Origin of the sequence: Lactobacillus delbrueckii subsp. delbrueckii DSM 20074 = JCM 1012 (assembly GCF_001433875.1) — a bacterium.
Taxonomy (GTDB): Bacteria; Bacillota; Bacilli; order Lactobacillales; family Lactobacillaceae; genus Lactobacillus; species Lactobacillus delbrueckii.
Genome location: NZ_AZCR01000025.1, coordinates 3,913 through 5,922, shown reverse-complemented (window position 1 = coordinate 5,922; position 2,010 = coordinate 3,913). Strand labels below are relative to the sequence as shown.

Below are 2,010 nucleotides of genomic sequence, written 5' to 3'. Positions count from 1 at the left end.
TGATTAAGGACTGGTTGAAACACAACCATCGTTTTGGGGTATGACGGGCGGAAAATAAGCGCGGGCTGGATTTATGCCAGACCGCGTTTTTATTTTGAAGCGGAGAAGATTATGGAATACGAATACAGACTGGTTGACGACGATAAAGATGGTTATGGGCCGCTTGGGAAGGATTATGTAGCGCATGTGGACCTGCCAGCTTCGGTTGAAGGGGCTTTTTTCCGCCTGCTTAAGGAATATGGCGGCTCTGTCCGCCAGGCTAACCCGGCATATAAGAGCTAGGTTGAGGTGAAAAATGAACGTAGAAGAAGAGATTTTTGCTAAAAGACAGTGCAGGTTTAATAAACTGGCCGCCTATGGCTTCAAAAAAATGGTGATGACTATTATCTTGAAGTTCCCTTGAAAAGTGCTAATTTCCTCGCAAAAATTAGAATTTCTTCAGCTGGTAAGGTCAGCGGTAACGTCTATGATCTTGATACCGGGGAGGAATATCTTTTACTCCGCGTTGAAAGTAATACGGGCAGCTTCAGCGCCGTAGTCAAGACGGAATACAGGACGATTTTGCAGGATATTGCCGGTAAATGCTTCATCAAAGCCCAGGCAGACCGGATCAAGGATGAAATTAAGGCCTGCTACGGTGATGAGCCGGATTTTCCTTTTAAGAAATTCCCGGACTACGCTGTCTTCCGTAATCCCCAGAACCGGAAATGGTATGGCTTGCTGATGGCTGTGCCTCTAGGCAAGTTGACAGGTGATGAGAAAGACCAGCAGGAAGCCGCGGTACTTAATTTGAAGCTGGCTGAGGAAAAATTGCCTGCTTTGCTGAAAAAGGCGGTTTTTTCCCGGCTTATCACATGAATAAGCAAAACTGGCTGTCAGTTCTGCTCAATAATGATCTGCCAGATGAAGAAGTTCTGGCCATGCTGGACGAAAGCCGGGCTTTTACTGAGAGAAAGAAGTAGCAAGATGGATCCTAAACTGCATGACTACACGGTTTTTGACTTGGAAACAACTGGGAAAAAGATCATCCAAATTGGGGCATTAAAGGTCAGAGACGACCAAACCGCAGCGAAGTTCTCAACTTATGTTGACCCCTTGGAAAAAATTAATGATTACGTCTCTCATCTGACCGGCATCAGCAATTACCAAACTGACGCCGCTCCCTTGATTGATGAAGTTATGCCAGACTTCTTGGACTTTGTCGGCGACGATACCTTGGTTGGCCACAATATACTTAATTTTGACTGCAATTTTTTGGCCGATAACGGCTATCCGGTGGCTAATCCGAAACTGGATACCTTGCTTTTGGCCAATAGTTACAAAAAGCGGGGTCTTTTTGCAGATCCTATCCCTAACGTCAGACTGTCGACTCTGAAGGAATACTATGGGATCAATATCAACTCCCACATTGCCATTAGCGACTGTATTACCAACAATATCGTTTACCAGAAACTCCGCGACGGCGATTTAGCTAAAGCCACGGAAATAATTGATTTTACCCCCAAGCAGGTTGCCTCCCGCCTGGCTGGCCAGCGTTTTGTGATTACCGGCCACCAGATATGAGCTGACCAGTTTGATTCAAAGCCACGGCGGCAAGGTGACCGGCTCGGTGTCCGGCGTGACTGACTACTTGCTAAAGGGCAAGCTGGATCATGTCACCGGCAAGTGTAAAAAAGCTGCTGAAAAAGGGACGGCAGTGATCGGCTATGAGGACTTAATGTTGCTTTTAGCAAAAGGAGCCGGTAGCTTGACTATGACGGTTGCTGAATATACTCAGATGCTGGCCGGCATCATCTTGGTCGGCCTCGGTTTTGGCCTGCCCAGCATCGTTTATCAAAATGACAAGCTGGCACCAGCCTACCAGGTCTTAATCCACATGGGAACCGGCTGTATGACCCTGGTCAGCTTTTGGACTGGCTGGATCCCGGTTAAAGCCGGCTTTTGTCCGGCCTTCTTGACTATTGCCGGTGAAATCTCCGTTGCCTTTATCGTCTGGCTGATTTTTTACCA

At 47.2% G+C, this 2,010-nt stretch carries 4 protein-coding genes; all 4 read left to right on the top strand.

The features are described from left to right. Positions 1-111: 111 nt before the first annotated feature. Positions 112-282 (top strand): hypothetical protein, encoded by a 171-nt coding sequence (locus tag FD23_RS09680; RefSeq protein ID WP_230844846.1) that lies wholly within the window; start codon positions 112-114, stop codon positions 280-282. Between the two features lie 117 nt (positions 283-399). After that, positions 400-858 (top strand): MmcQ family protein, encoded by a 459-nt coding sequence (locus tag FD23_RS04920; protein WP_230844845.1) that lies wholly within the window; start codon positions 400-402, stop codon positions 856-858. A gap of 108 nt (positions 859-966) precedes the next feature. Then, entirely contained in the window at positions 967-1,563 is a 597-nt protein-coding gene (locus FD23_RS04915) for a 3'-5' exonuclease (RefSeq protein ID WP_074027701.1), read from the top strand. Positions 1,564-1,573: 10 nt separating this feature from the next. Next, positions 1,574-2,010, top strand: a 437-nt coding sequence (locus FD23_RS09820) for a DUF3021 domain-containing protein (protein ID WP_236743881.1), incomplete at its 3' end; no start/stop codon positions are given.

Coding starts and splice junctions, on each gene's coding strand:
- FD23_RS09680 (WP_230844846.1), top strand. CDS start 112: ATGGAATACGAATACAGACTGGTTGACGACGATAAAGATGGTTATGGG.
- FD23_RS04915 (WP_074027701.1), top strand. CDS start 967: ATGGATCCTAAACTGCATGACTACACGGTTTTTGACTTGGAAACAACT.